The organism is Roseibium sp., from assembly GCF_965233565.1.
Lineage (GTDB): Bacteria > Pseudomonadota > Alphaproteobacteria > Rhizobiales > Stappiaceae > Roseibium.
The window spans coordinates 4,267,791-4,294,060 of record NZ_OZ247494.1; the positions used below are offsets into that span (position 1 = coordinate 4,267,791).

The window sequence follows — 26,270 nt, forward strand, 5'->3', positions numbered from 1 at the left end:
GCGCAAGACTTAGAATTCGATGGCCCGGTCGCCATCGGCGTCCTTGATGCGGGTCGGCAGGCCGATCCGGTTGAGGATGCCGAGGAACGGGTGCGGCGGCAGTTCTTCTACATTGGCCATCTTCTTCACGTCCCATTCGCCGGTCGCAATCAGCATGGCCGCGGCCACCGGCGGCACGCCGGCGGTATAGGAAATGCCCTGGCTGCCGACTTCCTCATAGGCTTCCTTGTGGTCGGCAACATTGTAGATGAACACCTCGTGCTCCTTGCCGTCCTTGATCCCTTTCACGAAATCGCCGATGCAGGTCTTGCCTTCATATTCCGGCGCCAGCGAGGACGGGTCCGGCAGGCAGGCCTTGACCACTTTCAGCGGCACGACCTCCAGCCCTTCCGCCGTGGTGACCGGCTGTTCGGAGAGCAGGCCGATGTTCTTCAGGACGGTGAAGACATTGATGTAGTGCTCGCCGAAGCCCATCCAGAAGCGGACATCCGCGCCGTCCATATTTTTGGCCAGTGAATGCACTTCGTCATGACCGCACAGATAGGCCATGCGCTTGCCGACCACAGGCAGGTCGTATTCCTTGCCGATCTCGAACATCTTGTTCGACTGCCATTCGCCCTTCTGCCAGGAATAGACGGTGCCGGTGAACTCGCGGAAATTGATCTCCGGATCGAAGTTGGTGGCAAAGTAGCGGCTGTGGCTGCCGGCATTGATGTCGACAATGTCGACATCGGTGACCTTGTCGAGATAGTCGTCCTTGGCCAGACGGGCATAGGCATTGACGACGCCCGGGTCGAAGCCGGCCCCGAGAATGGCCGTCACACCGGCCTTTTCGCATTCCTCGGCCCGCTTCCATTCATAGTTGGCATACCAGGGCGGGGTTTCGCAGATCTTGCCCGGCTCTTCGTGAATGGCCGTATCGATATAGGCGGCACCGGTCTTGAGGCAGGCGCTGAGCACGGACATGTTCAGGAACGCGGTGCCGACATTGATGACGATCTCGGATTTGGTGCTCCGGATCAGGTCTGCGGTCGCGTCGATGTCGAGTGCGTTGAGTTCATGGCCTTCCAGAACGCCCGGCTGCTTCAGGGCATTCTTGTCATGAACGGTCTTGATGATCTCGTCGCATTTGGAGCCCGTGCGCGAGGCAATGTGAATGTCCCCGAGGACATCGTTGTTCTGCGCACATTTATGCGCCACCACCTGGGCGACACCACCGGCGCCGATGATAAGGACGTTCTTTTTCATCTGTTCCTGTTTTCTCCTTGGAACGGAACCAGCTGTGCGCTGGCGCTATGGACACCAATTCACCCGCAAGCCTTCCGGAAACGCGCGTCGTCTGATTGCAGACTTACGCCGCAGGCTGAAACTCCAGAATGCTCACGGGACCCGCCGTAGGTGTGAGGGAAACTGTCGTGAAGCCGGTGTCGGCGAGAAGCCTGGAAAACTCTCCGGCCGTTCTTTCGCGTCCGCCAAGTTGGGTCAGCATGAAGATGTCCTGGCTGGATCCGCGATGCCGGGCGTCGGCTTCGTCTGCAACGATATCGATCAGCAGAAGCCGCTCCTGGCCCTGCATGGCCTTTCGCGCATTTTTGAGGATTGCGGCAGCTGACGCATCATCGAAATCATGGAAGACCCGGCTGAAGAGATAGACATCTCCGCCTGTTGGAAAGGTTTCGAAAAACGAACCGCGTTGAACAGATGCCCGATCGCAGGACAGCATTTTCCGGAAAGTCGGATTGAACTCTTCTTCGGAGCGGGCCAATTCGAACAGGACCCCTTTTGTATCCGCGTTTCGATCCAGCAAAAGGCCAAGAAACGCACCGTTGCCGCCGCCCACATCCACGATCGTCGTTCCGGCAGGAAAGGACAGGAGGGGTGCGATCAGGCTTCCGATCCCGAGAGCTGCGTCACGCATCTGGTCGTCAAACTGTTTTTGAGCAACGGCATCCCTGGCCAACACGTCAAAAAACGGTGCGCCGTGGACGAGGTCAAAAGCAGGTTTTTCAGAGCGCAATTGATCGACCATGTGCTCCCACGGACGCCACAGGATCGGGCTGTACTCGAACGAGACCCAGCTCGCCAGCGAATGATCATGTCCGGTTGCCAGAAACCGTGTGGCTTCCGTGGCCACATAAGATCCGTCCTGGTCGCGGCCAATCACCTCTTCATTGACCAGGTGATCGAGTACGCGCTCAAGACGGTCCGCCTGCACACTGACCGATGCAGCAAGGTCTGCCACCGGCTTGGGTCCGGCCAGCAGCATCTCGGGTATGCCCAACTCCACAAGAACCCGGATGCATTGGGACGTGCGGTAGGCCGTGATCTGCTTGATCAGTTTCAGGGGGGGCAGGCCGGTCTCCTGTGAGGATGCAGCCTGGGTGTTCGCTGTCATGGCATTGTGCTCCTATTGCACTCAGTGGCTCAGGTGGCCGCAGGCATCAGCCGCAGCGGTTCGTGTGTGTTGGGTTCAAACAACGAGAAAAGGACAAGACTGCCGGCGCTACCGAATTTGGTGATCTCTCAAACGATCTATTTCTTGCAGGCTCGGCATATGGGGGGGACGGTTTTGCCGGTCTTGCCGGAAGCGCCACCATGGTCAGAAGGTGGTCGCCAAGGACGCTGAACTGAATGGTGAAGACGTGCCCACTTGACCAGCAAGGTGAAAGATCTGTGGCCAGTCGCAATCGGGCAAAACCGCAATCATCCCAGCCGGTGAACTCCGAGGCACCAAAGGCGCAGATATGTTTCACGGCTGGATAAAGCGCCTTGAAAAGGCTCTCCTTGGCTGAGAAAACCAGCGTCGTCAGCAGGGCAAAATCCAACCCGGCAATGCACCGTCTTTCCTGAGGTTTCATGATAAGGTCCGCCAGTTTTTCGGCTTCATTCCCGGTCAGGATCTTCTCAAGATCGACGCCAAGACCAGGGTATTTCTCAGACCGACCCACGAGCGACACGGCCATGTTCCGCGTGTGTGAGATCGATCCGGTATAGCCAACCGGCCAGTGCGGAGATCGGTCGCTGGAAATTCCCGGAAAGTCCGTCTTGCCGCCCAGATGTTTGAGAGCCATGCCAGCACATCTGCGGCCGGCCAGAAATTCCGCCTTGCGCTTCTCGGAAGCATGTTTCAGCTGGGGCGGAATTCGGATCCCACAAACGTCATTGGCTCGCAATTGGCTCGCGGCGTCGGAAATCGGCACTGCAAAGCAACAACAATCGTCTGCCCCGGTTGACCATGGCCAGATCAACTGCGGGCCCGCTTCAACACTGTCATTGCGCGCGCTGGCCAGCAGATCTGAGGAGGGAGCATGCCTTGAGCCACGGCAGGAAGCTTCAGGCACCAAGGGTCGCTCCTCCATCCACCACGATGTCCTGGAGCGTGATATGCCCGGCCAGATCGGAGGCCAGGAACAGTGCTGTTTCGGCAATGTCGTCGGTCTTCGCGACCTTGCCCAGTGGGATGCCGAGTTTGAACTGGTCCGGCAGGCCGGTGACCAGTTTCTGGTATCCTCCGGTGCCACCCACCATTTCGCTCAGCATCGGCGTGTCCGTCGAACCCGGCGAAACGATGTTGCAGCGAACACCGTATGGCGCAAGTTCCAGCCCGACACAGTGGCTGAGGCTGGCCATGGCCGCCTTGGAGGCACAATAGGCCGTCATGCCCGTCCGTGGCACATGAGCTGCATTGGAGGCAATGTTCACGATGGCACCTGATCGCTGGGCCTTGAACACGGGGATCCATTGCCGCAGCAGGTAAAACGGCCCGCTGGCATTGACGGAGAGGCAGGCGGACCAGTCTTCCGGTGTGAGGGCCTCGGCCTGACCTGTCCTCAGAACTCCGGCTGCGTTTACAAGAATGTCCAGCCGGTTGTTTTCTGCCTTGAGATCCTGGCACACCGTTTCCACCTGCGCGGCATCGGCAAGGTCCATCTGTACGATCCGGAAGCTCAGGCCTTGGTCGTCTGCAAGCCGATCCAGCCCTGTCACATCGGCACCGGTTTCCACAAATCGTTCGGCGATGCGGCGGCCGATCCCTCGAGCCGCCCCGGTCACCAGAACCCGCTTGCCGGCAAACTGCCGGTTTGTCACGCTGTTCTCTGTCATTGCGTCAGGCCGCGAGCTGCTTGCTTTCGATCAGCGACCACCAGCCATTCAGTGTCGGCACCTTGGCCAGTTCGTCGAACCCGACCACGACGCCGCGTTCCTTCAGTTCGCTGGCCAGTTTCATGACCTGTATCGAATCAAGACCGTAAAAGATCAGGTTCTCTTCCGGATCGAGTTCGTCTTCGTCCTCTATCAGCTCCAGAACCCGTGCCTGCAGCCAATCCCGTGTCGCTACATCCGCTGGCGCAGTTCCGGTCAGGCTGGCCGTATCTGTCACAGCACCGCAACGCGTTGCCACATAGGTCAAGGCCATCCGGTGTTCTGCTTCCGAGAAATCGGCGACAGCATCGGCGATCAGAAAAGCCTGGATGTCGTTCATGAAGGCATCGGCAACCGTCATCAGACAGCCGATATGGGCGTAAATGCCGCCGACGATCAGCTGGTCGCGGCCCATGGCTGCCATCCGTTCCTTCAGGTCGGACCGCTGAAACGCACTGTAGCGCCACTTGGTCAGAACGATATCGTCTTCGCCCGGCACAAGTTCCCTGACGACCTGCTGCAAGACCGGGTCAGCCACCGTCAGGCCAGGGCCCCACATGTCATTCAGGAGCGCCCGGTCTTCCGGTGCCTGGTCATGAGGCTGCGCGGTGTAGATCACCGGAACCTTGTTGTCATAGGCCCAGGCCCGGACACGTTCCAGGTTCTGGATCAGCTTCCGGCGCAGCTCTCCGTCTTCGCCATAAAAGCGAAGGAAGTAGTTCTGCATGTCATGAATGAGCAGAACCGCGCGTGCGGCATCCGGTTTCCAGGACGTCTTGTTGACGGGCAGCTCGCGCGGCATGGCGTAGTCCGCAATTGTCGGAATGGTCATAGGGCACCTTTAGGCGGTTAGTGCGGGGGTGGAATTGTCGGCAAGGTCTGCCCGCAATTTCTTCTTGTCGGGCTTGCCGAAGGCTGTCAGGGGAATGGCGTCTGTGAACTTGAACCGGTCGGGGATCTTGTAGTCGGCCACGCCGAGCGACATCAGATGTCTGCGAAGCGTGAGCGGTTTTGTGCAGGAGTTGTTCAGGACGATCACGGCGCAGCTTTTTTCACCAAGATCCGGGTCCTTGATCGCGACCAGAGCGGCCGCGCGAACGTCGGGATGCAGCAGCAGCAGGCTCTCCACCTCTTCCGCCGCGATCTTTTCACCGCCGCGGTTGATCTGGTCCTTCACGCGCCCGACGACGCTCAGATAACCACCTGCCGTGCGGCAAACGAGATCTCCCGAATAGTAAAATCCCTCGCTGTCAAAGACTTCGCGATTGTGCTCCGGGCTCTGGTAGTAGCCGCGGAACGTGTAAGGCCCCCGGGTTGCGAGCCTGCCGGCCTCACCGTCGGCAACGGGGTGGCCGTCTTCATCGACAACCTTGACCTCGTCATCAGGACTGATCGGCCGGCCCTGAGTGGTGAAGACAAGGTCCTCCGGATCATCCAGACGGGTGTAATTGACCAGCCCTTCTGCCATGCCGAAGACCTGCTGCAGATTGCAGCCGAGCACACGCGGGACCAGGCGGGCGTGGGATTCGGGGAAATGCGCACCGCCGACCTGCAGAAGTTTCAGGCTGCTCAGTGCACTGCGATGATCGGGGGCCGATTGAAGCCAGAGACTGACAGCGGAAGGCACCAGAGCCGCCATTGTCACGGCATGCCGGCGCATCAGCGCAAAACAGCTGAGTGGTTCGGGGCTCTGGGCCAGGACGACACAGCCGCCCGCGTGAAACACGCCCAGCGAACCGGGTGAGCTCATCAGAAAATTGTGCCCGGCCGGCAAGGCGCACAAGAAACGTGTTTCAGCGGTCAGTGCGCAGATCTCCGCGCTGGCACGCACGCTGTAGAAGTAGTCGTTATGTGTGCGGGGAATGAGCTTCGGCGTGCCCGTGCTGCCACCGGAGAGCTGGAAGAAGGCAACATTGCCTGCATCGGTCGGTGCAAATGCAGGTTCTGCAGTTTCCGGTTCCGTGTGGATCCAGGAAGACAGACTGGAGCCTGGCGCCTCCTCCTCCAGGAGCAGCACCGCCAGAGGCTCATCAAGCATGCCGCGCAGTTCCTGGAGGAAGTCATCATCACGAAACAGGTCATGCTGGCGACTTGCTATCAGAAGCTTCGGCCTGATCTGCCGCGCATAGGCTGTCATCTCGTGACGACGGTGGCTGTAAAGCGCGTTGACCGGCGCTACCCCGATCTTCAGCAGGGCAAAGAAGACGATGTAGAACTCCGCAACATTGGGCAGCTGCACCAGAGCCGTGTCACCGTGCCCAAGGCCGCGTGCGGCCAACCGGATCGCCAGGTTGGTCGAGAGCCGGTCAAGTTTCTCGTAGCTGATGGCCCGCTCACCGCAGAGGATCGCGGTCGCGGTTGGGCGTGCGTCGCTCTGTGTCTGCAAGATGTTGGAGAGCGGCTCATCGGTCCAGTAGCCGCGCTCACGGTAGCGCGCTGCCAGCTCTTCCGGCCAGCGCTGAAAGTCCACGTTCATGGGATTTACCTGTGTTTTGAAGGATGCCCTGGATTTAAGCGGCGACACCGCAGGCACTGAGCATGGTGCCCAACTTGGTCTGGACTTCTGCCCATTCGGAATCGGGTTGCGAGGCTTCGACTATCCCTGCGCCGGCAAAAAGCCGGATTGTTTCGCGTTCGACAATGCCACAGCGGATGGTGATCACCCATTCGCCGTTGCCATGCCCGTCACACCAGCCGACCATGCCCGTAAACAGGCCGCGTTCGAAGGGTTCAACGAACCGAATGAGCCTGTGGGCCAGTTCCGTCGGATAACCGCAGACCGCCGGGGTCGGGTGGAGCAGGCAGGCAAGCTGTAGCGCCGTCACCGACGGATCTTTCAAGGCGCCGGTAATCCGGGTCGAGAGGTGCCACAGGGCTGCGGTACTCAGAAGTTCCGGGCCGTCCGGGACGTCAAGGTCAGTGCAAAGCGGCTCCAGGATGCGCTTGATGTCCTCAACCACAAGCCGGTGCTCGAATCGATCTTTCTCCGAGGTCAGCAACCGTTCGCCGGTCTCGCGGTCTGCGGTGGCATCAACAAGCCGTTTTGTGGACCCGGCGAGCGGATTGGAAAGGAAGTCCACACCCGTTTTGCGAAGGAGCAGTTCCGGGCTCACACCGACGAGAGACCCGCCTTCTGGCAGGGGCACCTGGAACTGATATCCATCCTTGTTCTGCGCCCGCAACATGCGGAGCAGATTGTCCACATTGACCGGTGCTGCGAATTGCAGTTCCCGCATCACCGAGAGAACGGCCTTGCGCACGTCGCTGTGCTGGAAGTTCACGATCGCATGCTGGACCGCATGTTTGAAACCGCGCTCGTCCGGGACGCTGCGCTGTCCGAGCAGGACCGGCATGCCCTCTGTTGCCTCCGGCCGTCCGGCGGGGACTGGTCCGGTGCGCCATTCATGGTCTTCCGGCACATAAAGACATGAGCCCTCGCCAAGATCGAAGGGGATCGCACCGACAACAACGGGGTTGTCCTGACCGGCCCTGCGGGCTCGCTCCAAAGCCTCGCCGACGGCTTGTTGAAACAGCCCGCCTGCAGCTCCACCGCTGCGAACGGGCACTGTGATTCGCTCCCGAATGCCTTCGGCGTGCAGCTCGTTGCCACCTGACGTGAACAGAAATCTCTCTCTTGTATCAGGCAGGATGGCCATGTCCTCATGGCACTCTGTACGCGCTCCGATTGTCATGGAGCATCTCCTATATCTGAGGTTGACCTGCCCTAATACCTGAGTATGATACTCATGTTTTGTCAATACCAAAAGTCGCAATGAAAAATCTTACACCAATGCAGGCGGCCTACTGGACGGGCCGGCAAGCCAAGGGCTTCCTTGGAAATGTCTCCGCGCATCTTTATGTGGAATTCGAGTGTGGACCGATCGATCCGCGTCGGTTTGGCGCAGCCCTGGAAAAACTCTATTCGGCGCATGACATGATGCGCGTGAAGATCTCCTCAGATGGGCATCAAGTTATTGGAAATGCAGAAAAAAGCATCTCCTATCAGGTGGAGGATCTGACAGGTCTCGAATCAGACGCAGTCGTCCGACGTCTGGAAACGAAACGCCAGGAGTGGACGGGCCGAACGCTTGACCTGGAAGCCGGTCAGACTTCCGCCTTCGGACTAACGCTCCTGCCTGGCGGGGGCGCCCGAATGCATGTCGACACGGACATGGTCGCAATCGACCCGCCCAGTTTCTGTCTTCTGATGGAAGACCTTGCGCAGCTTTATGAAGATCCTGATTTGCAGCCCGACAAGGACCAATCCCGGTATTTCGACTGGCTGACCCGGAAGGCTGCGGACAGTGATCTTGCGGACCGCCAATCCAACGACAAACGCTGGTGGCAGGCGCGACTGGCAGACATAGCGCCGGCACCGAATCTGCCTCAAACCACTCCAAACCAACCGGTGCACAGCAGCCGGCTCGCAACGGTGTTGTCTCCGGAGCAGCGTCAGTCTTTGGAACGGCGGGCGCGCGTCCTCAAAATCACGCCGTCCGCGCTGATGCTGGGACTGTTTGCCGCAGTGATCGGCGAAGCAACGGGAGATGAACGCTTCCGCCTGAATGTGCCGATGTTCTGGCGCACGCCCTTTGACCTCGACGTCGACAGGATCGTCGGAGACTTCTCAAATATCCTGATCCTGTCTGTCGACCCGCCGTCCGAATTGGAACTGGGAACGTTCTGTGAGCACATTGCAGAACAGATGCGTGACCTGTTGGCACATTCCACCTATCCCGGTGTCAGCGTGATGCGGGACCTTTCCCGGCAGAAGCAATCCCTGCAATCAGCCCCGATCGTCTTCACCTCCGGCCTGGATGTGCCCGGCGGGGATCTCTTTTCCGAACGGGTGACCCGTCTCTTTGGTCCGATGATCTGGGCCGTTTCACAAGGGCCGCAGGTTGCGTTGGATGCTCAAGTCGCCGGGCTGGACGGCGGACTGCTGATCAATTGGGACATCCGTCTTGACGCCCTGCCAGAGGCCTGGATCAAGGCTGTGTTCGGCAAATATGTAACGCTTGTCTCAAGGCTCGCCGAAGACCCTGAGACGCTCAAGGGTCGCGTTTTCGCTCATAAAGTGCAGCAAAGCCCGCATTCGCCGCAATACACGGAAACCACGCAGATGTTGCAGGCGCTTGTTGAGCGCCTCGCTCCTGGAACGGTCCCAGGTGAACACGCCAGATTCCGGGAAATCGGGCTTTCGCATGATGACCTGGCGGACTTGATGACATTCCTCAATCGCTATGTTCCGGCGGCCAACTTGACCAAAGACGATCTCGCCCCCGACAGCACCATCGACACTGCGGCCAGCCTCATAGGGCACCGGTCCGGCGGACGTTCTGAGAAAGTCGCTCGTGCTTATCTCTCCTCAATCGCGCCCGAGAAAACCGATCAGCGCCATGCGCAACCCGCCGAATAACGTCTCTGGAGTTTTCATGAAAACCGAACTGACCTCCCTGCAACGCGCCTATCTCCTGGGCCGCAGCGACTATGTCCCGCTCGGCGGTGTGGCGATGCAGGAGTTTCGCGAATATCGCGGCCATTTCGACCTGGCACTGCTGGAACGGCGCTTGAAGCTGCTTGCAGAACGCCACGACAGCCTGCGAACGGTCATCGACCGAAAAGACTTTTCCAAACACGTCCTGGACACAACCGTCGTCGATTTCGTTTCCGTCGATCTGTCCGGCCTTGATCAGGAGGAAGCCGATGCGCGGATCACGGAGCTGAAACAGGATTTCTCGCATCAGCTTTTTGACCTGGCGTCTCCGCCCTGGAGAGCCGTCGCGTTCCAGCTGCCGGAAAGCCCGGAGCCCGGCGGCGATACTTGTGCTGTCTTCTTCCGCTTCGATGCCTTGATCCTCGACGGATATTCCATTGCCGCTCTGATGGTCGAACTGTTCGAGGACGTACGGCTGGAGGACAAGGTCGCGACGTCTCCTGTTCCAGCTCCTGATCGAACCAAGGCGGAGCGGGACGCCGCCTACTGGAAAACCAAGCTGGCCGGCTATGAGGGCGCGCCACGTTTTCCGTGGCGCGGCCCGCTGGAGACCATAAAAACTTCAAGATACGAACGACGGAGCCTTGTCGTTGACAGAGACAGATTCAAGAAACTGTCACGCCTTGGGGCCAGGAACGGGCTATTCAGGAACACAGCTCTGACCGGCCTCATCTTCCAGGTGCTGTCGCACTGGCTGAATGACGGCGTGCTCCACGTCGGTATTCCCGCCGCACCGCATGCAGGTGAGGCCTTTGCCAACAGGTCTACTTTTTTCGCCGTAAAATGGGAGGGCGCTGCAGGATCGGATTTCGCCGAAAATGCTCAGGCATTGCAAAAGGACGTTCTGGAAGGTCTGGGCCATCTGTCTTTCTCCGGTGTCGAGATCAACAGGTTCCTCATGGAGCAAAGCGGAGCCGATGGCGTCGCCTTACCGGTCGTGCTCACCAACGGGCTCTCCTGGCCGGTCCTGTCCGAAGGTCATGCTGTTCGCCAGGAGGACGGCCTGACGCAGACCCCTCAGGTCGCGATCGACATCCGACTTTCCTCAGGAGAACGTGGCAGCCTCAAAATCGACATCGATTATGCGGTCGAAGCCGTCGAGGACGAAATGGTCGGCGAGATGCTCGCGGCCATCGACCGTGCCGTCACAAAGGTCTGTGAGAGCGAAAACCTGGCCTTCGCAAGCCAGGACATACTGAATTTCGGCCACTACCAGCTGAATGCACCTGAAGAGGATTACAGTAGCGCCGGGTATCTGGCCAGGGTCGCCGACAATCTGTTCAAGACCGGCACGGACAAGGTTGCTCTTGTCTATGGAAACCGTCGGGTGACTTACGAAGAGCTCGGCCGGGGTGTGCACCGGGCTCTGACATTTCTCGACAAGAAGAACCTGAAAAAGAGCCATGTTGTCGTTCTGGCGTTGCCACGTGGTCCGGAACAGACGATGCTGACACTGGCCTGTGCCTTCAGGGGTATTGTCTGGGTTCCTGTCGACGCCTGTGCTCCGCCTGACCGCCTGAGGTTTCTCTACGATAACTGCAAGCCGGACCTGGTGATCGGGGCGGCCAGCATCGAGGGCCACACCGTGGTTCCGATTGATACCGCACTTAACGAAGAAGCTGCAGGCGATCCACTGGATCTGATGCTACCGCTTGAAGATCTCTCCGCCAGCACGGACGCTGCCTATTACCTCTATACGTCCGGCACGACCGGCAAGCCGAAATGCGTCGTGCTCTCCAACCACTCTACGGACAATGTCGTTGGCAGTACAAATGCAGCCTGGGAGATAACATCAAACGATGTCTTCCTCTCTGTCAGCCCGTTGCACCATGACATGTCGGTCTATGAGATTTTTGGCTGCCTGACCGCCGGAGCAACCCTGATCCAGCCTGTCGAGGGCGAGGAAAAGGATGCCATGCGCTGGAACCAGCTGGTTTCCGAACATGGCGTGACCATCTGGTCTTCGGTACCGACCATTTTCGAAATGCTGTTGTCCTGCCGCCAGGGCGATGCGCTGAAAAGCCTGCGGCTGATCAATCAGGGTGGCGATTATCTGAAGCCGGCGGTTATCGCCGAATTGCGGCAGACCAATCCCGACGCGCAGCTCAGCTCAATCGGCGGACCGACCGAAACCACTATCTGGAGCATCTGGCACAGGGTCCAGCCGGAGGACACGGGAAATATCCCTTATGGCCGCCCGCTGCCCGCCAACCGGTATTTCATCCTGAACGATGCCGGGGAGCATTGCCCCCCCGGTGTTGTCGGCCGGATTCATTCGTCGGGCGTCAACACGGCGCTCGGCTATCTGGAAGACGGTGTCCTGCACCAGCATGATTTCGTCACCATCAAGGATGAACACGGCCTTCCGCTTCGCGCTTTCAGATCCGGGGACCGCGGCAAATATCGCCGCGACGGAGTCATTCTGTTCGACAGCCGCGTCCAGGGCTACATCAAGGTGCGGGGTGTTCGCATCTCGATCCCCGACGTGGAAAACGAACTCGTGAAACACCCGGAAGTCTCCCGGGTCTTGCTGACGGACCTCGGAGACGAGCGGCGCGGCGAAACCGAGCTGGGCGCCCTTTATGAACCGGTGACAGGCAGTCATTTGACAGACGCCGACCTGCGCGGTTTCGCAAGGCAACACTTGCAGGAATCCCATGTGCCGTCCCGCATGCTGAGGGTCGACAGCATCCCGCTTTCCGCCAATGGCAAGCCGGACCGCAGAACGGCGCGCCGACTTTTCGAGGAGACCGCGCCTGACAGGTTGCGAACCGATCAGATCAGGCCGCCTGAGCCGGCAAGCCGCCGAGTGCTCGACATTTACCTGGATGTCGTTGGAAGGGCTCAAGGCAAACCCGTCACCGGAACGACCGAGTTTCTTACCATGGGTTTGTTGCCCTCCCATCTCAAGCCGATCTCCGCCCGGTTGAGTGCGGAATTCGGGGTGACCCTACTGCCGAAGCAGCTTGTTGGCTGCCGCAATGCCGACCAGGTGCATCAGCTCGTGAGCACCAGCCGACGCTAGCCTGACCGAAACTTCCACGGACGCCACGCCCGATTTCAAACGCTTCAAAGAGGACTGTTCATGCCCGACATTGATCCCAATGGCGGTTGGATGCCGCTCACCCTGCCGCAGCTCGATTTCTGGGAGGAATTCACCTTTCACCCGGATCAGCCGGTCTCCACCGTTGCGCATTTCATTGACATCGATGGCGATGTGGATGTCGATGCGCTCAAACGCGCGATCGGTCAAACCATTCGCGAAGCCGATATTCTGTCGGCAAGGTTTCACGCGCCAGAAGAAAGCGACGCGCCCAGACAGATCTGCGATCCGGACTTTGTTCCGGTATTGTCGATTGTCGATCTGAAGAACCAGCCGGATCCAATTTCGGCCGCCAAAGACCATATGAAACGGGATCTCACGGCGCCGCTGGACCTCAGGCGCGACCGGCTGTCAGCCCATATTCTCTATCGTGTCGGCCGGTCACGGTATCTTTGGTACATCCGTGCGCATCACATCATCGTGGATGGATACGGCCTTGCCCTGATCGAACAGCGTTGCGCGGAGCTTTACAATCATTTCCTGGGTCGTGCAGATGCCGGAACACCCTTTCATCCCTTTTCAGGGTTTCTGACCGAAGAAGACCACTATCAGAAGAGCTCCAGATGGCAGAAGGACAGGGCCTATTGGGCCGACTATTTTGCCAGCGCCGGTGGTATCGAAGTGCTGGAGCGCGGCGATGAAGACTATGGCGAACCCGGGTTTCATCAGACCGCAGCGCTTCCGCAGGACTTCAGCAAAGCCCTTCTCGCCAGCGCCAAGGCTGCTGATCTCGGGTGGCCGGACCTGCTCACCTTGTTGTCCGGTCTCTATATATTCGACGCCGTTCCGGCTGCGCGCAATCAGGACAGCAGCACAGTGACGCTCTGGTTGCCCTTCATGAGCCGATGGGGCAGCGTTGGTGCAAATCTGCCGGCACTTCTGGTCAATATTCTGCCCTTCGAGATGAAGGTGCACAGATCCGAAAGGCTCGAGGACTTCCTCACCCGGTCGGCCGATGAACTGAAACGGCAACGGCGCCATAGCCGCTTCCGCATCGAACAGATCGCAAAAGACCAGGGCCTGGCGGAGGGAAGCCGGTACTTCTTCTCACCCCTGATCAATGTGCTTCCGTTCAAGTCTCCTGCTTTTGCCGACTGCAAGACACAGCGCAACATCCTCGACAGTGGCCCGGCCGACGGCTTCAATCTTACGTTCCGGGGTGAGGATGACGCCAGTGGAATGAGCCTTGGCATTGACGCGGACCCGTCCATGACGGGACGTGATGAGTTCGAGCGTCACATGACCGAGTTGCCGGCCTTCCTGTCCCGTTTGCTGAAACCGGAAAACCTCCAGCAACCGCTTCGAAACGTCATCGGTGAAAACCGGTCTGCTGCATTTCTGGAAGCGGCCGCACAACGGTTCCCCTACTGAAACTTGAAGGCCAGAAAAAGCCGCCCTCGTCCGTTTCGGTCGAGGGCGGCTTTTTTGTTTGTGTTCGTGTCAGGACAGGGATTTTAAAGACGCACCGTCGTCAGCGAAATGCTCAAACATTGCAGTGACGGTTTCCTGGATGGTCTCCACCTGTGCCGCCGAATATCGTTTGGCCTGGTAGCTCATCAGCACCCGTATCGAACGCTCTCCATCGATCACCTCTTCCATCACTTCGAACTGCAGCGCCAGATGCGAGTCATGCTTGTCGGGATCAACCTGGCGGAACGCGATCCGGCCGCCATCCGGTGCCGGCAGATTGCCGTTCAGCTTGTTCTGGGCATGGATCTGGATGAAGACATCGAACAGGTGGTCCTTGCCCGGGGTCATGCCGAGCGCGGTTTCAACCAGATCAATCGGAATGTCCGTGTAGGGCAGCGAGCCATTGATCAGTTCCTTTACATCTCTGATCAAGCCGCCGACGGTGGGCTCCGCCCCGAACCGGACCCTGTGGGCGACCACGGTTGTGAAATAGCCGACCGTATCGAAGAAATCCGCGTCAGTACGTCCGGAGGCGGACGTTCCGATCACAAGGTCCTTCAAGTCGCCGAGCTTTTGCAGGGCTGCCGATATCGCTGCATAGACAACGTTGAACAGCGAAGCGCTGTTTTCCTTGGCGAGCGCATATAGTCCTTCGGAGGTCTCGTGCGCGAGCCGCATCTCCACCCAGCCGCCTGCAGCTGAATTTGCCTCGACGTCTTCAGGCGTCGCCGTGTTGCTGGAAAACAAGACCAGCTCTCGCGGCGCGTCATGGAGCATATCGGTCCAGTAGCCAAGGTGGTCAGAGTTGACGCCGGCTTGCACCTGTTTGCGCGCAAAATCATGAAAGGGCACAGGTGCTCCGGAGAAGACGGGGTCTTCCTTCGCAGACCTGGCCCTGTAGGCCTCGACCAGCTCGTCCATGATCAGATTGACGGACCATTCGTCCAGAGCCAGGTGATGGAACAGGAAAGACAGGATCTGCCGTCCCGTTTCGGGATCCGTCAGGAACCTGAGCCTGACCGGCAACTCGCGTTCCAGATCGAAGCAATATCCGGCTTCGGTGTGTCGATCGGTGTCTTTGCTTTCCCCGCTGCGCCAGAACCACTTGTAGCTTTCCAGCTCGGATGCGGGGACGACCTTTTGCAGCACCTCGCCATTTTCGCTCTCGACATAGAGTGTTCGAAGCGCCTCGTGGCGCTCCATCAGATCGCGGAAGGCTGCCTCAAAGACGTCTTCCTCAACCACGTCCAGAAAGTCGAGCGCGAACGGCAGATTGAAAATCTCGCTGTAACCAAAGGCTGAATAGATCTTCCAGAGTGACATCTGGGCCAGCGCGAGCGGCGTCACGGCCGCGTTGGATTGGCCTGTGGTAATCTCGACCGAGCCGTTGCCGACAGTCTTTTTCGCGTCTGCGATGACGTGAGCATGCCGTGCAAGGGCGGCGGCGGTCGGATTGCCGAAGAGATCGTTGAACCGGACCTCAATGCCGTGATTGTGCAGCAGACGGCCGATGATCCTGGTCGCAACCAGCGAATGGCCTCCAAAGTCAAAGAAGTCGTCGTCGGCCTTGAGATCAGGCGTTGCAAGCGCGTCGCGGAACTCCATCAGGATCGCAGACTGTATAGCGGCGAGGTCGCCGGCATTGTCCAGCTCATCGGTCTGATCCTGTTCTTCCATCGTCGTGTCACCGGCGAATGGGGCCCATTGGCTCAGCTGACCTTTCGGTTCCTCGCCACCGGCTTGCTCCGCTTCCAGCTCGGCTGCAAACAGATCCAGAACAAGCGGGCCGGCATAGCGGCTGAGGGCTTGCCCCGTGACAAGTTCGAGTAGGGTGTGTCCTTCCGCATCCTGACCGACCGCAAGACTGAAGTCCGGCTGAACTTCAGCTGTTGGCAACGGCAGGCGCTGCAATGTGACGGTCTGGGCCGGGAAAAAGCGATGCGGATCCGTGAGCCACCGGATCGATACCGACGGCAGACCAGAGTTTTGCACGTTCAGCGGCACGCCTTTCGCGGAAGCGGAAAGTTGAGCAAGAATCTCCGCGTCCGTTTCCTTCAGGTCACCGTCTCGCGACACTGGAACATTGACCACGTTCTTCTGGGCAAGGCCTTGGCAATTGTCTCCCAATCGGTCTTGAGGACTGACCGGAAATCTGGCTTCCAACCGATCGTGTCCACCCAATCTGCACAGAAACCGCGCAAACCGGGTTCCAAAAAACGAAAGGGCTGCGAGTTCGTCGGTGCTGCCGTCCTGGAACATCGGCAGCGGCACAGTTTCGAGGCAGATCCCGTGACGTTGCGCTAACCGCTGTTTTTGAGTGGCAAACCGCGCCGGATTGCCAAAATCCAACATGGTCCTTTGTGTTGCCTGGTCCTGGCGGCGTAGCCAGCCAATGGCTGCGTGCCTTGGCGGATCCAGCTCCAGCTCCGCGGCTTCTTTACGTGGGGGCTCTTGCAGCGCCATGCGGTCATAGGCAAATGCAATATTTGTCAGGAAGTCTTCCGGTCCGCAGAATTCTCCGACAATTCGATGGAATAACAGCGCCAGGATGACCTCATCCAGACAGAATATGATCAATGCATTGAATGGGGCTTCTGTTTCGGAAACCCAAGTCGTTTGTTGACGCGCGAGGATCAAGTCGATGGCTTCCTGACGCGACTCGACATGAACGATACCCAATGTTCCGTCACTCGTCCCTGCCGCATATTTCTGAAGCTCGCCGTCTTCGCTGAACCTGTAACGCATGGTCAGCTCCGGTACTGACACGACCGCTTGATCCAAGGCCCGTGTCAATCGGGCGACATCTGGAATGCCGCCAAGCCGATAGGCCACGGCCTGTCGCAGCACCCGGGCCGGATCCTGCTGTTGTGCAAGCCAGACGCGTTCCTGGTGCCGGGTCACGGACAGCGTTTCAAACGCCGTTGCATCTCCTTCAGGGGCGACGTTTGAAACGGTTGTCAGGTCATTTTTTTCATAGGATCTGAGAACCTGATCGAAACGGTCAAACTCGGATTCCGTCAACAGGCGGTCGAAACCTCCGGTCATTGCTGTCTCCTGATAAAGATTTCTGCTGATGGCTGCGCAGCTTTGAAAGGCCTGACAAAGCAGGATCTGTTTGCAAACCATGGCGTTCGCACGAGATCCAAGGCATTGGATCTGTGGCAGTTGCAGATTTATCAGCTGCACTCTTCTGGTGCAATTAAACTTGTATCAAAAACTCATATTTTCTGTTTCTGGCGGAGGCCGCGTGCCCTGATCGAGGCGAAAACGGGGACCGGTCAGCTCAGTGCAATTTTTTCCGGTTCCAGGCGTCAACTGCGTCCAGCATATGACCCGCGCTAGCGAGTGAGGGTGTGATCACCTTCGCCGGATCAACGACCAGAATGCGGTTCTCCAGGGCCGGTTTCATGAACCGGTCCCAGCCGGGCACGATCCGGTCGAGTTTTGCGCGTGTGCCGGCTTCATCCCGGTCTGGCTCCATGTAACTGTTCAAAAGAACCAGCAGGTCCGGATCCATCTTGCCAAAGGCTTCAGCGCTGAGCGGCATCAGCATCATGGAGCCTCCACCAGCTGAGAGGTCACTCGCCCCGCTCACCTCCAGCCGGGTGAAGCCCAGGTCCTCGAGGGCCTGCACCATGCCGGAGGCATCTCCGACAACATTCAGCTGATCCGTCAGGAATATCGGCAGGAATGTCTGGCCTGCCGGATCGGTTGGCAATGTGTCGCGCAGGTTCGAGACACGTTCCAGATAGGCGGATTTTCGATCCTCGAAACTGTCCGTCTGACCAACAAGGGCAGCCAGGTCTTCCTGGATTTCAATGCCGCGCACCTTGGTGTGACCGACAATCTGCAGGTAGACCGGCGCCACGGTGGACAGCTGTTCCAACTTTCCGGCATCCAGTTCCGTTGCCACGATCAGGTCGGGTTCAAGAGCGCTCAGCTTTTCCAGGTCCGGCTGGCCGAACGGTCCGAAGCCTTTGGGTTTTGATCTGCCCGTTCCAAGAACCGTATCGATGAAATCGACCGCGATCACAAAGCCACCCTCATCCGTTCGGCCATAACTTCCTGTAATCTCGATACCCAGATCCATCAAAGGGATGCCCAGCAACGGTTCATGCATCACCACGATCCTGTCGGGCTGGTCAGGAATCGCTATTTCACGACCGGTATCGTCGGTGAGGAGACGTTCGGCCGCAAAGCCGGAGCTTGCAGCAAGCACTACCGAGAGGGCGCACAGAACCGGAAATCGCATGGGACACCTTTCAATGTGACTGGAGTTTTCGCAGCGCCTGAAAACGAAGCGCCAGAATGAAGAGCGGAACGCCGATCAGGGTGATGCTGAGGCCAAGCGGCAACGGCACGCCTGCGGCAAGGCTGCGTGTCAGTGCGTCGGCTGCCACCACGAGAATGCCTCCCATCAGCCCGGACAGCAGCAATCGTGACCGGCCAGTCGCGGGAGACAAAAAACCGGCGATTTGCGGGGCGAGGACACCGAGAAACATGAGTGGGCCGACAGCGGTTACAGCCGCCGCACTCAAGATAACGGCGAAGAGAAGCAGCAGCGGTCGCGATCTGGCCACCGGTTCGCCGATCGCCATGGCCATGTCCCCGCCAAGGTCATAGGCGGCGAGTGCACGTCCAAAGAACAATACCCCCGCAAGGCTGAGCAGGAACAACGGCATGAAGGCGGTTACCAGCGTCCAGCTGGCCTGGAACAGCGATCCGGCGAGCCATTCCGAGAGCACAATCGAGGTCTCTGTCGGCAGATACAGGAGCAGCAACGCCCCAAAAGAGGACAAAACAGTTTCGATGGCGATCCCCATCAGAACGATCGCAAGACCGGTCGTGCGCGCTCCGCCGACCAGCCAGAGCAACAGTCCGGCGACACCAAGCCCGCCGACAACGGCCGCAACCGCAATCAGGCTCTTGGGGGCCAGTGGCAGGAGGAGCATCAGAAGCATGATCATGATCATCGAGCCCTGACTGAACCCGAACAGACCAGGGTCAGCGAGGGGATTGCGCGCCAGCGATTGCAGCACGGCCCCGGACAGGGCCACAGCCCAGCCGACCATGAAACCGAGCAAGATACGCGGCAACCTCACATCCAGCAGCGCATAGGATTTGGCATCCGGCACAAAGTCGCCGATCAACGCGGCCCAGAGGTCGCCAATGCCGGTATCCTCGGTGCCAAGCCCGGCCGATGTGATTGCCAGGATCAGCCCCACCGCAAGGAGACCCGCCCCGGCAAGGAGGTTGTCTGTCCTGATCTGAAGCCCGTTGGCCAACCGAAGAACGGGTCTGCCATCCGTCGCAGTGCTGAAGCGGATCATGCGGCCTCCTGCCGGGCGCCGGGCGAGAGATAAAAGCGTTTCACAATGACAACAAAAACCACGCCGCCAACCAGATCGGTCACCAGCCCCGTACTGAGCGTGAACGGATAAAGCGCTTCTCGGGCAACAAGATCGGCCAACAGGCAGACGATCGCCCCTGCAAGCACAGCGGCGGGCAGGGCAACAACAAGGTTGTTCCCGACCAGGGGACGCACGATATGCGGCACGACGAGCCCGACGAACCCGATGGGGCCACATATGGCCACCGCAGAACCAGCCCCGAGAACGGCTGCCAGGATCGCGACATGTGAGACGAATGGGACATTCACGCCGGTCGATGCCGCTTTTTCCGCTCCGAACAGGATCAGGGTAAGGGGCCTCGCGAGACCCAGAAGCACGACAAGAGCAATGACGCCCACCCACCAGAACAACAAAAGCCGGTCGAAATAGGCGTGATTTATGGTGCCGATCACCCAACTCAGCAGATCCGAGCGACGTGCCGGGTCCGACAGGAGCAGGGCATTGGTCAGCCCGGTGCAAAACATCGCAACAAGGGCACCGGACAGGATCAGCGACAATCCGCGTGGATCGTTTTTCCGGCCCGCCGCCCGCGCCATGGCAAGCGAGGCGAGAAAACCGGCCAGTGCACCGGCGAGCGCCGCAACGCCCTGAAGTGCCGTACTCACGTTGAAGACCAGAACCCCGGCCACCATGAAAAGCGCGGCGCCCGCATTGACACCAAGCGTTGTCGGCGAAGCCAGCGGATTGCGCACCAGGCTTTGCAGGACAAGACCGCAGGTCGCTGTCACACCACCCACATAGATGGCAATCAGCGTGCGCGGCACCCGCTGGTAAAGCAGCACCGCCTCTTCGTAATTCCGGGCTTCGAGATGGAACAAGGCATAGAGACGCGGCGGCAAGTCCTGCAGGTTCGTGCCGAAAAACAGATGCAGTGCAAGCGTGAGTGGGAGCAGCGCCAGCATCCCCCACAGACCTGTGGCGCGGTGTCTCATCAACAACTCACGGCCTGTTTCGACCGCTCCGGAAAACAGACAAGGCGGCCATCCCGCTCGAACACCTGGGTCTTCAGATCGAACACCTTCGCGATGTTTTCGGGCGTGATTGTCTGGGCCACCACCCCGGCGGTCAGGCATTCACCGGCCCGCATCAGGACAACGTCGTCAGCGAAGGCCGTCGTAAGATTCAAGTCGTGGAGGACCGCGACAACGGTCTTTCCGTGGTGCTCCACAAGTTCGCGGACAAGTTCGAGAACGGAGAATTGATACGTGACGTCGAGGTGGTTGACCGGTTCATCCATCAGGATGATGTCTGTGTCCTGCGCAAGCACCATGGCGATCCAGGCACGCTGGCGTTGCCCTCCGGAGAGTTTGTTGACCGGGAAGCCGGCCCGGTCACTCAGACCGACGGTTTTCAAGACCTGGGCATAAAGCGCTCGGTCACGTTCTGATGGACCGCCGATCAGCCCGTAACGGGAATGGCCGGCCAGCTCGATCAATTCGCCTAGGGTCATGTAGTCCGGGCAGAAACACTCCTGCGGCAAATAGGCAATCCTGCGGGCCAGTGCTTTTTTGCCAATGCCCAAGATCGGCTTTCCCTCAAGAAGTATCTCGCCCTTGCTGAGAGGCAGGAAACCCATGATGGCCTTTAAAAGGCTGGATTTTCCGCAGCCATTCGGCCCCGCGATTGCAGTGAAGCGACCCGGCTGAAACGCGATGGTCACGTCGCGCAATACGTCCAGTTTTCCATATGCCGCAGATACGTGCTGTGCGTTCAGCAAATTCGACCTCTTGACCTTCTGCATTGCGGAAGTCTTTATACCATCCGAAACGCGCCAGCAAATCCAAAGCCAGCACTCCAAGCGTTGCCAGTTCAATCAAGAGCGGATTTGATGACCCCGACAAAAAAACTGAATATTGGCATGTCGCTTGCGCCGACATGGCTCAGCGGCGACGCCTGGCGCCGGCCGGATAGCGGTGTCGAAAACCTGTTTACCTGCGATTTTTATCTCGACATCGCCCAACGTGCCGAAGAGGCAAAACTCGACTTTGCCTTTCTGCCGGATTCGCTTTTTCTCAACACCGGTGTTCTGGAAACTGCAGCTGGTTTTGCCAGCCTCGATCCAACGCTTCTGCAGGCATCGATCGCCGGCAGAACCTCAAAGATCGGTTTGCTGTCCACTGCCTCGACGACCTTTTTTCCGCCCTACATCGTCGCGCGTCAGATTCAGTCGCTCAATTGGCTCAGCAAGGGCCGTGCCGGCTGGAACATTGTGACGGCGCTGGATGGCAATGACAATTTTGGCCTTTCCGAAATGCCCAGTCCCGAGGAACGGTATGCGAGGGCTGCCGAATTCACGGACATTGTCCGTCGCCTCTGGCAGAGTTTTCCTCAGGAGTCGCTCCAGTTTGATCGGACGAGCGGCCTCTACGCTGACCCGGCAAAGATCAAGTCCATTGACCATGACGGGACATATTTCAAGGTCAAAGGGCCGCTTAACCTGCCCTGTTACGACAAGGCCCGGATTCCACTCATCCAGGCAGGGGCCTCTGAGGCGGGGCGCGCCTTCGCGGCGTCAGTGGCCGATGCAATCTTCGCATCGACACCCGACCGGGCCGCTGCCCTCGATCTCAGAACAGACCTGCGCAGCCGGGCAAGAGCGGGTGGGCGCAACGAAGATGACATCCGCGTCTTGCCTGGGCTCAGCCTGTTTCTCGCACCGACAGCGGCGGAGGCCAAGGAACTCTATGCGGAAACGAATGCCCGCGTCAGCCGGCAACGCAGCCTTGACACTGTTCTGGAAATGACCGGACTTGATCTCTCGGACTGGCCGGCGGATCGGAAAATTGCCGCAACCGACCTCCCGGCGCCGCCGGAAAAGGTGCGCAGCCGAACCCATTCCGACCTGTTGCGCCGCATGATCGAACGGGATGAACCAAGCGTCGAAGAGCTGCTGAAACGCCCGGAAGTCATCGGATCCGCGCATTGGCTTGTGGTCGGCACACCAGCGGATGCCGTTGGCACCATCAGGGACTGGGCGAAGGCCGGTGCCATTGACGGCTTTGTTGCGTTTCCTGGTGGGTCTGTCGGGTCTGTGAGCCTTTTCCTGGAGCAGGTCGTTCCGGCGCTCAGCGATCTGGGGCTTTTCCGGGAGAATTATCGGGGCAGCACGTTTTTCGATCATCTCAACGATCGTTGACGAAGGGCTGCAACGCCCGGACTTGTCATGTCCGGGCGCCTGAACAAACGAGGGAGACTTGACGGCGCCGGGTGTTTTCCGGCGCGAAGGAGTGCTCCATGACCACGCGGAAAATACACGACTTTCTCGAACACAGCCGCCCCGAGACTCCCTGCCTTGTCATGGATCTTGATGTCATCCGGGAAACGTATGGCCAGTTTGGCCGTGCGCTCCCTCAAGCCGCGATCTTCTATGCCGTCAAGGCCAATCCGGCACCGCAAATCCTGACCTTGCTTGCAGGTCTCGGCGCCTCCTTCGACGTTGCCTCTGTGCCCGAAGTGGAAGCGGTTCTCGCGGCAGGAGTGTGCTCAAACCGCATATCCTATGGCAACACCATCAAGAAAGCGCGTGACATCGAACGGGCCTATGCACTGGGTGTGCGCCAGTTTGCGGTCGATAGCCACGCGGAAGTCGACAAGGTCGCCGCTGCTGCACCCGGGTCCCGGGTATTCTGCCGGTTACTCACCGACGGCGCAGGAGCGGACTGGCCGCTGTCGCGCAAATTCGGCTGCGAGCCGGACGTGGCGGTCGACGTCTTGCGTCAGAGCTGGCGGTCCGGTCTTGATCCCTTCGGATTGTCTTTTCACGTCGGCTCTCAGCAGACCGATCCGTCCGCCTGGTACCGCGCCCTGAAAGAGGCCGCTGGCGTCCTTCAGAAGCTGGCCGAAGAAGGGATCATCATCAGATGTCTCACTCTGGGTGGCGGCTTTCCGGCCCGCTACCTGAAGGACGTTCCCCGCTCGGCGGACTATGGCTGTGAGATCATGCGCGCTCTTCGGGCACAGTTCGGCAACGCGATGCCGGATATCGTCATTGAGCCGGGACGCGGCCTGGTGGGCAATGCCGGTCTGATCAAGTCGGAAGTGGTGCTGATTTCCAGAAAGGCGTCTGCGGCCTCCTTGCCCTGGGTCTTTCTGGACATTGGCAAGTTTGGTGGTCTGGCGGAAACCATGGACGAAGCGATCCGTTACCCGCTCGCAACGGCATATGGCAATGCGGAAACAATTCCCTTTATCCTCGCCGGCCCCACATGCGATTCCGTTGACGTGCTCTACGAGTTAAAACCTTGCCACCTGCCCAGGGGCCTCAAGATCGGTGACCATGTCCTGATTGAAGGAACCGGGGCCTACACAGCCACCTATGCGTCTGTGGGATTTAACGGGTTTCCGCCGTTGGAAACGTATGTCGTGTGACCGAAACTGGACCTGGCAGGCAGTCAAGCGACGCATGGATGTCAATTGGTTCCGGATGTTGAACCTTGCTCATACCGCCGATCTTCGTAAATCGAGCTGCAATGGTCTGGAAGATCCGATGCGTGTTTCTTGGGACCCGATTGCGCTCTCATCCGGTTCCAGATTGCCCGGCCGCAAATCTTGACTCCCGATTTTCGGCAATTGCGCAAATTCAGTACGGTCCCAAAAGCTTTCTGATCGCCAAACTGTGGTGACGCCGACACCGAACAAGGCGGCCACGTCTTCAACGTTCAGGTGAACGCGTTCTGAAAGAACCTGCGCGGAATTCTCCCCCGCGCGGCTTGTTGGTCTTGTCTCATTCAGGAGCAAAAATTCCGAGCCGTCTCAACTGTGCTGCCTTGCTGTTGCGGCGAGTTGTTCTGAGTATCTGATGCGAGGGAAAAAAGATCGCGCTGCCGTCGCCCGGACATGCCTGCCTCCACGTTGGCCCGTCAATCGGGTCGGTTGGAGGAGCACGCACTTCCTGCGCATTGGTTCGGCGTGAGCGTGAGGGGAAGCTTCCGGTAACAACTCAAGGTGCAGGCGCCAAGCGGCTTGATCTGAGCCGCAACAGGTTTTGTGCGGCTTGAATTCAATCGTGACAAATTGCGGAAAGGTCGCCGCGCGAATGGGTTGAAGACCCGTTCCGGGAACGCGTGTCCAAAACTCAACAACTTATCAGGAAAAATGGCGGACAGAGAGGGATTCGAACCCTCGATACGGTTGCCCGTATACACGCGTTCCAGGCGTGCGCCTTCAGCCACTCGGCCACCTGTCCGTTCAAAGCGTCATCCGCTTGAGTGGGGCGCAATATACCCATGAACCGGACAAGCGCAAGCACTTGAAAGATTTTTTTTTATGCGTCGACGAAGCTGTGGATTCCGGCCCTGTTTCAAGCAGATTTATCAGGCGCGAGTGATCGATTCCGAAGAGAGCGCTCCGCAAAAGTCACAGGAATGTGTTGCAGATCATATCTTGCGAGGAGAATGAACATTATTACCCTAAAGGAATGCTCAAGAACCTGCGGCTACCCTTTTAAGGCCAAACTGGAAATGGGCATCTCGCGTATTACGATCACAAGGTTTGAAGTGAAGCGATGTTCAGTGTCTTGAAGTTTATATTCCGCCTCCTCGGCTACGGCTTTTTGGCCGTCGCAATTATTGCCGGCATTTCCGATGCAAGCTCCTCCATTGCCCTTTCCCAGTTCCATTTGGCGCCGCTCGGACAGGTTTGGTTCGACGTGTCGCCCGAAACCCTCGCGCTCGCGCAGGAGACCCTGCAGCAATATGTCGACCCGGCTCTTTGGACTCCCGAGCTTAAGACCGATCTGACCTGGCCGGTCTGGGCGGTATTTGCCCCTCTCGGTCTGATCCTGCTGTTTGTCGGCTCCAAACGCCGTCGGCAGCGTGTGCAATATGCCTGATGCACTGGCTTGGCCCTCCCGCTGCCCTTTGCCGCTGCCGTCTCACATTCGCACACCGGTTTGTGAAGGCTCTTGGAAAGGCCTGGCGGCTGCGCCACATTAAGGTCTGACATTATCAGCCGATCTGGCCGCCTTTGGTCCGCCATAGGTGGTCATGTCCGTGCAAGGAGACCCGCCATGTCATTCATGACCATGCTGACAAAGAAATTCTCGCTGCCTGAAAAAGCGGACGCCCTTCCGGGGCGGGGCGAGGCGATCCGGCCGACGGAGCCCCATTTTGTCAATGGCCGGCCCTTGGAAGGGCCTTATCCGGACGGATTGAAAAGCGTTCTGGTCGGCATGGGCTGCTTCTGGGGAGCGGAACGGCTGTTCTGGCAATTGCCGGGCGTCTATGTCACGGCCGTCGGCTATGCCGGCGGGCATACGCCCAATCCGACCTATCACGAGACCTGCACGGGTCGCACCGGCCACACCGAGGCGGTCCTTGTGGTCTACGATCCGGAAGAAGTGTCTCTGGCGGACATCTTCAAGGTGTTCTGGGAAAACCACGATCCAACCCAGGGCATGCGCCAGGGCAACGACACAGGCACACAATACCGGTCCGCGATCTATGCCGGTTCGGACGAGGATCTGGCACTGGCGGAGCAGTCGAAGGCAGCTTACCAGGAAGCCCTGAAAGCAGGGGGCGTCATGTCCACGATTACCACGGAGATCCGCAAGCTGGATGATTTCTACTTCGCCGAAGACTATCACCAGCAATATCTCGCCAAAAATCCGGCCGGATATTGCGGCATAGGTGGAACAGGCGTTGCCTGTCCGGTCGGCCTTGGTCAAGGCAGCTGAAATAGCCTGGGCCAACTACCTCTTCCGCTGCGC

The 26,270-nt window shown here is 58.9% G+C and carries 19 protein-coding genes, 1 tRNA gene and 1 pseudogene; 7 read left to right on the forward strand and 14 right to left on the reverse strand.

The annotated features are described in order from the left end of the window. Positions 1-9 precede the first annotated feature (9 nt). The 8 genes and pseudogenes from ACO6TG_RS19520 to ACO6TG_RS19555 all read right to left on the reverse strand — a co-directional run bounded on the left by ACO6TG_RS19520 (position 10) and on the right by ACO6TG_RS19555 (position 7,799). Positions 10-1,248, reverse strand: coding sequence for a saccharopine dehydrogenase family protein (locus ACO6TG_RS19520; protein WP_422374724.1), 1,239 nt, complete (start codon positions 1,246-1,248; stop codon positions 10-12). A 103-nt stretch (positions 1,249-1,351) separates the two neighbouring features. Then, a complete protein-coding gene (locus tag ACO6TG_RS19525) occupies positions 1,352-2,395 on the reverse strand; it encodes a methyltransferase (RefSeq protein WP_422374725.1) in 1,044 nt (347 codons plus the stop codon). 46 nt (positions 2,396-2,441) lie between these two features. Beyond that, positions 2,442-2,963, reverse strand: a complete 522-nt coding sequence (locus tag ACO6TG_RS19530) for a 4'-phosphopantetheinyl transferase family protein (RefSeq protein WP_422378917.1) — start codon at positions 2,961-2,963, stop codon at positions 2,442-2,444. 42 nt (positions 2,964-3,005) lie between these two features. Then, positions 3,006-3,359, reverse strand: a pseudogene (locus ACO6TG_RS19535) (hypothetical protein); the annotation flags it as partial. Then, positions 3,334-4,089, reverse strand: a complete 756-nt coding sequence (gene dhbA, locus ACO6TG_RS19540) for a 2,3-dihydro-2,3-dihydroxybenzoate dehydrogenase (RefSeq protein ID WP_422374726.1) — start codon at positions 4,087-4,089, stop codon at positions 3,334-3,336. The gene dhbA and the pseudogene ACO6TG_RS19535, both read right to left, overlap by 26 nt. Before the next feature lie 19 nt (positions 4,090-4,108). Further along, complete coding sequence (locus ACO6TG_RS19545; protein WP_422374727.1) at positions 4,109-4,975, reverse strand: isochorismatase family protein; 867 nt, start codon at positions 4,973-4,975, stop codon at positions 4,109-4,111. Positions 4,976-4,984: 9 nt separating this feature from the next. Further along, entirely contained in the window at positions 4,985-6,619 is a 1,635-nt protein-coding gene (locus tag ACO6TG_RS19550) for a (2,3-dihydroxybenzoyl)adenylate synthase (protein ID WP_422374728.1), read from the reverse strand. 34 nt (positions 6,620-6,653) lie between these two features. Further along, complete coding sequence (locus ACO6TG_RS19555; protein WP_422378918.1) at positions 6,654-7,799, reverse strand: isochorismate synthase; 1,146 nt, start codon at positions 7,797-7,799, stop codon at positions 6,654-6,656. Between the two features lie 116 nt (positions 7,800-7,915). Here ACO6TG_RS19555 and ACO6TG_RS19560 point away from each other — a divergent pair, with 116 nt between their 5' ends. From ACO6TG_RS19560 to ACO6TG_RS19570, 3 genes are read left to right on the forward strand one after another with little or no spacing between them, the layout of a single operon-like run. Then, positions 7,916-9,562, forward strand: coding sequence for a condensation domain-containing protein (locus ACO6TG_RS19560; protein WP_422374729.1), 1,647 nt, complete (start codon positions 7,916-7,918; stop codon positions 9,560-9,562). A gap of 16 nt (positions 9,563-9,578) precedes the next feature. Beyond that, positions 9,579-12,665 (forward strand): AMP-binding protein, encoded by a 3,087-nt coding sequence (locus ACO6TG_RS19565; protein ID WP_422374730.1) that lies wholly within the window; start codon positions 9,579-9,581, stop codon positions 12,663-12,665. A gap of 60 nt (positions 12,666-12,725) precedes the next feature. Next, on the forward strand, positions 12,726-14,114 hold the full coding sequence (locus tag ACO6TG_RS19570; RefSeq protein WP_422374731.1) for a condensation domain-containing protein: 1,389 nt from the start codon (positions 12,726-12,728) through the stop codon (positions 14,112-14,114). 69 nt (positions 14,115-14,183) lie between these two features. Here ACO6TG_RS19570 and ACO6TG_RS19575 read toward each other — a convergent pair whose 3' ends face one another. The 5 genes from ACO6TG_RS19575 to ACO6TG_RS19595 form a co-directional block, all read right to left on the reverse strand. Then, positions 14,184-17,198: a condensation domain-containing protein gene (locus tag ACO6TG_RS19575; RefSeq protein ID WP_422374732.1), complete on the reverse strand. Its 3,015-nt coding sequence runs from the start codon at positions 17,196-17,198 to the stop codon at positions 14,184-14,186. A 238-nt stretch (positions 17,199-17,436) separates the two neighbouring features. Then, complete coding sequence (locus ACO6TG_RS19580) at positions 17,437-18,405, reverse strand: ABC transporter substrate-binding protein (protein ID WP_422374733.1); 969 nt, start codon at positions 18,403-18,405, stop codon at positions 17,437-17,439. Positions 18,406-18,415: 10 nt separating this feature from the next. Beyond that, a complete protein-coding gene (locus tag ACO6TG_RS19585) occupies positions 18,416-19,480 on the reverse strand; it encodes a FecCD family ABC transporter permease (protein WP_422378919.1) in 1,065 nt (354 codons plus the stop codon). Then, positions 19,480-20,496, reverse strand: a complete 1,017-nt coding sequence (locus ACO6TG_RS19590) for a FecCD family ABC transporter permease (RefSeq protein ID WP_422374734.1) — start codon at positions 20,494-20,496, stop codon at positions 19,480-19,482. The genes ACO6TG_RS19585 and ACO6TG_RS19590 overlap by 1 nt, the downstream gene beginning before the upstream one ends. Further along, positions 20,496-21,281, reverse strand: coding sequence for an ABC transporter ATP-binding protein (locus tag ACO6TG_RS19595; RefSeq protein ID WP_422374735.1), 786 nt, complete (start codon positions 21,279-21,281; stop codon positions 20,496-20,498). Before ACO6TG_RS19595 ends, ACO6TG_RS19590 begins: the two co-directional genes overlap by 1 nt. A gap of 111 nt (positions 21,282-21,392) precedes the next feature. Here ACO6TG_RS19595 and ACO6TG_RS19600 point away from each other — a divergent pair, with 111 nt between their 5' ends. Both ACO6TG_RS19600 and ACO6TG_RS19605 read left to right on the forward strand, forming a co-directional pair. Next, positions 21,393-22,700 (forward strand): NtaA/DmoA family FMN-dependent monooxygenase, encoded by a 1,308-nt coding sequence (locus ACO6TG_RS19600; protein WP_422374736.1) that lies wholly within the window; start codon positions 21,393-21,395, stop codon positions 22,698-22,700. 98 nt (positions 22,701-22,798) lie between these two features. Beyond that, a complete protein-coding gene (locus tag ACO6TG_RS19605) occupies positions 22,799-23,932 on the forward strand; it encodes a type III PLP-dependent enzyme (RefSeq protein ID WP_422374737.1) in 1,134 nt (377 codons plus the stop codon). Positions 23,933-24,659: 727 nt separating this feature from the next. On the opposite strand, the gene ACO6TG_RS19610 is transcribed toward ACO6TG_RS19605, so the two are convergent. Next, positions 24,660-24,749: transfer RNA gene (locus tag ACO6TG_RS19610), tRNA-Ser, on the reverse strand. 318 nt (positions 24,750-25,067) lie between these two features. Between ACO6TG_RS19610 and ACO6TG_RS19615 the strand changes: the two genes are divergently transcribed. Continuing rightward, positions 25,068-25,394 carry a hypothetical protein gene (locus tag ACO6TG_RS19615; RefSeq protein WP_422374738.1) on the forward strand — a complete coding sequence of 109 codons (327 nt, stop codon included), beginning with the start codon at positions 25,068-25,070 and terminating at the stop codon, positions 25,392-25,394. Positions 25,395-25,571: 177 nt separating this feature from the next. Then, positions 25,572-26,237 carry a peptide-methionine (S)-S-oxide reductase MsrA gene (gene msrA, locus ACO6TG_RS19620; RefSeq protein ID WP_422374739.1) on the forward strand — a complete coding sequence of 222 codons (666 nt, stop codon included), beginning with the start codon at positions 25,572-25,574 and terminating at the stop codon, positions 26,235-26,237. Positions 26,238-26,270 lie beyond the last annotated feature (33 nt).

Excerpts from the sequence above, each read along its gene's own strand:
- ACO6TG_RS19600 (WP_422374736.1), top strand. The coding sequence starts at position 21,393 with ATGACCCCGACAAAAAAACTGAATATTGGCATGTCGCTTGCGCCGACA.
- ACO6TG_RS19555 (WP_422378918.1), bottom strand. The coding sequence starts at position 7,799 with ATGGCCATCCTGCCTGATACAAGAGAGAGATTTCTGTTCACGTCAGGT.
- ACO6TG_RS19520 (WP_422374724.1), bottom strand. The coding sequence starts at position 1,248 with ATGAAAAAGAACGTCCTTATCATCGGCGCCGGTGGTGTCGCCCAGGTG.
- ACO6TG_RS19530 (WP_422378917.1), bottom strand. The coding sequence starts at position 2,963 with ATGGCCGTGTCGCTCGTGGGTCGGTCTGAGAAATACCCTGGTCTTGGC.
- ACO6TG_RS19565 (WP_422374730.1), top strand. The coding sequence starts at position 9,579 with ATGAAAACCGAACTGACCTCCCTGCAACGCGCCTATCTCCTGGGCCGC.
- ACO6TG_RS19615 (WP_422374738.1), top strand. The coding sequence starts at position 25,068 with ATGTTCAGTGTCTTGAAGTTTATATTCCGCCTCCTCGGCTACGGCTTT.
- ACO6TG_RS19550 (WP_422374728.1), bottom strand. The coding sequence starts at position 6,619 with ATGAACGTGGACTTTCAGCGCTGGCCGGAAGAGCTGGCAGCGCGCTAC.
- ACO6TG_RS19590 (WP_422374734.1), bottom strand. The coding sequence starts at position 20,496 with ATGAGACACCGCGCCACAGGTCTGTGGGGGATGCTGGCGCTGCTCCCA.
- ACO6TG_RS19605 (WP_422374737.1), top strand. The coding sequence starts at position 22,799 with ATGACCACGCGGAAAATACACGACTTTCTCGAACACAGCCGCCCCGAG.
- msrA (WP_422374739.1), top strand. The coding sequence starts at position 25,572 with ATGTCATTCATGACCATGCTGACAAAGAAATTCTCGCTGCCTGAAAAA.
- ACO6TG_RS19575 (WP_422374732.1), bottom strand. The coding sequence starts at position 17,198 with ATGACCGGAGGTTTCGACCGCCTGTTGACGGAATCCGAGTTTGACCGT.
- ACO6TG_RS19525 (WP_422374725.1), bottom strand. The coding sequence starts at position 2,395 with ATGACAGCGAACACCCAGGCTGCATCCTCACAGGAGACCGGCCTGCCC.
- ACO6TG_RS19545 (WP_422374727.1), bottom strand. The coding sequence starts at position 4,975 with ATGACCATTCCGACAATTGCGGACTACGCCATGCCGCGCGAGCTGCCC.
- ACO6TG_RS19570 (WP_422374731.1), top strand. The coding sequence starts at position 12,726 with ATGCCCGACATTGATCCCAATGGCGGTTGGATGCCGCTCACCCTGCCG.
- ACO6TG_RS19560 (WP_422374729.1), top strand. The coding sequence starts at position 7,916 with ATGAAAAATCTTACACCAATGCAGGCGGCCTACTGGACGGGCCGGCAA.
- ACO6TG_RS19580 (WP_422374733.1), bottom strand. The coding sequence starts at position 18,405 with ATGCGATTTCCGGTTCTGTGCGCCCTCTCGGTAGTGCTTGCTGCAAGC.